The following is a 2,500-nucleotide window of genomic DNA, read 5'->3' as shown; positions in this document are numbered from 1 at the left end:
AGCTAAGGTCCCCAAGTTATGGCTAAGTGGGAAAGGATGTGAGGATCCCAAAACAACCAGGATGTTGGCTTAGAAGCAGCCATCATTTAAAGAAAGCGTAACAGCTCACTGGTCTAAATAAGGGTCTTTGCGCCGAAAATGTAACGGGGCTAAAGCCATACACCGAAGCTTAGGGTTCGTGAGCAATCACGAGCGGTAGCGGAGCGTTCTGTAAGCTGATGAAGCCATACCCGTGAGGGGTGGTGGAGGTATCAGAAGTGCGAATGCTGACATGAGTAACGTAAGGGGAGTGAGAGACTCCCCCGCCGAAAGACCAAGGGTTCCTGCTTAAAGCTAATCTGAGCAGGGTTAGCCGGCCCCTAAGACGAGGCGGAAACGCGTAGTCGATGGGAACCACGTTAATATTCGTGGGCTTGGAGGTAGTGACGGATCATTGAGGTAGTCCAATCTTATCGGATTGAACGGGCTGCTGCGTGGTTCCAGGAAATAGCTCCTCCTTATAAACCGTACCCGAAACCGACACTGGTGGTCTGGTAGAGTATACCAAGGCGCTTGAGAGAACTATGCTGAAGGAACTCGGCAAATTGCACGCGTAACTTCGGAAGAAGCGTGACCCTTTTCCACGCAAGTGGAGGAGGGTGGCACAGACCAGGGGGTAGCGACTGTTTATCAAAAACACAGGGCTCTGCGAAGTCGCAAGACGACGTATAGGGTCTGACGCCTGCCCGGTGCTGGAAGGTTAAGAGGAGGGGTGCAAGCTCTGAATCGAAGCCCCAGTAAACGGCGGCCGTAACTATAACGGTCCTAAGGTAGCGAAATTCCTTGTCGGGTAAGTTCCGACCTGCACGAATGGCGTAACGACTTCCCCGCTGTCTCCAGCATAGACTCAGTGAAATTGAATTCCCCGTGAAGATGCGGGGTTCCTGCGGTTAGACGGAAAGACCCCGTGCACCTTTACTATAGCTTTACATTGGCATTCGTAGTGGCATGTGTAGGATAGGTGGTAGGCTTTGAAACCTGGGCGCCAGCTCAGGTGGAGCCACCCTTGAAATACCACCCTTATTACTATGGATGTCTAACCGCGGCCCGTTATCCGGGTCCGGGACAATGTATGGTGGGTAGTTTGACTGGGGCGGTCGCCTCCTAAAGAGTAACGGAGGCGCGCGATGGTGGGCTCAGAACGGTCGGAAATCGTTCGCTGAGTGCAATGGCATAAGCCTGCCTGACTGCGAGACTGACAAGTCGAGCAGAGACGAAAGTCGGTCATAGTGATCCGGTGGTCCCGCGTGGAAGGGCCATCGCTCAACGGATAAAAGGTACGCCGGGGATAACAGGCTGATGACCCCCAAGAGTCCATATCGACGGGGTTGTTTGGCACCTCGATGTCAACTCATCGCATCCTGGGGCTGGAGCAGGTCCCAAGGGTATGGCTGTTCGCCATTTAAAGCGGTACGTGAGTTGGGTTCAGAACGTCGTGAGACAGTTCGGTCCCTATCTGCCGTGGGTGTAGGAATATTGAAAGGATCTGTCCCTAGTACGAGAGGACCGGGATGGACGGATCTCTGGTGGACCTGTTGTGGCGCCAGCCGCATAGCAGGGTAGCTATATCCGGACGGGATAACCGCTGAAGGCATCTAAGCGGGAAACCCACCTTAAAACGAGTATTCCCTGAGAACCGTGGAAGACGACCACGTTGATAGGCCGGGTGTGGAAGAGCGGCAACGCTTGAAGCTTACCGGTACTAATAGTTCGATCGGCTTGATCGTTCTCATTCCTTATGCTCATCTGACAAGGTCAGATGGTTTGTTCTCACTCACGCTTGTTCCGCCCTGCGGGCGGCGCTACGTGGGTGCGGTGCATCAGCGCCGACGGTCGGTCGACCTTGCGAAGCTTCGCTTCGAAAGGCGCCAAGATCAAAGAACGTCCAAGGCACAAAAAACAGCTTCTCGAACAACGTGCGTTTTGCCGACCTGGTGGTTATGGCGGAGCGGCTGCACCCGATCCCATTCCGAACTCGGCCGTGAAACGCTCCAGCGCTGATGGTACTTCGTCTCAAGACGCGGGAGAGTAGGTCGCTGCCAGGTCTGCTAAACGCACGTTGAACTCACATCCAATCGGATGTCAGTGAAATCTTCTCTCTACGAACAAGGCCCGCCAAGGGACCACGGGCCGCGTAAGCGGCCCTTTCATTTGGTGAGCCATCTACCTATTTGTAGGCTTGCGCTTACATCCAATGGTGACGCGGGGTGGAGCAGCCCGGTAGCTCGTCAGGCTCATAACCTGAAGGTCACAGGTTCAAATCCTGTCCCCGCAACCAAATACAAAAGAGCCCGCCCTCGTGCGGGCTCTTTTGTATTCAGCCGTGGTGCCCGGCGAGTTAACGCTCATCAGCCGTCCGCAACGAGGCCTTGCCGACGCCGCCGGTCAGAAACGCAAAGCCTCTCCCCAAAACCAAATCATAAACGGCCCGCCTGGCTCAAACCAGCGGGCCGTTTTGCGT

The 2,500-nt window shown here is 54.9% G+C and carries 1 tRNA gene and 2 rRNA genes (1 of these 3 cut by a window edge); all 3 read left to right on the top strand.

Annotated elements, in window-relative coordinates:
- A 23S ribosomal RNA gene (locus ACLGL5_RS01800) occupies positions 1–1,766 on the top strand; it begins 1,034 nt to the left of the window's first position.
- A gap of 203 nt (positions 1,767–1,969) precedes the next feature.
- A 5S ribosomal RNA gene (gene rrf, locus ACLGL5_RS01795) occupies positions 1,970–2,084 on the top strand.
- A gap of 156 nt (positions 2,085–2,240) precedes the next feature.
- Positions 2,241–2,317 (top strand) — tRNA-Met (locus ACLGL5_RS01790).
- The last annotated feature ends 183 nt before the right edge of the window (positions 2,318–2,500 follow it).

Source organism: Mesorhizobium sp. U510 (assembly GCF_059180695.1).
The sequence above is the reverse complement of the archived record's forward strand: the minus strand, read 5'-3'. Positions and strand labels throughout refer to the sequence as shown.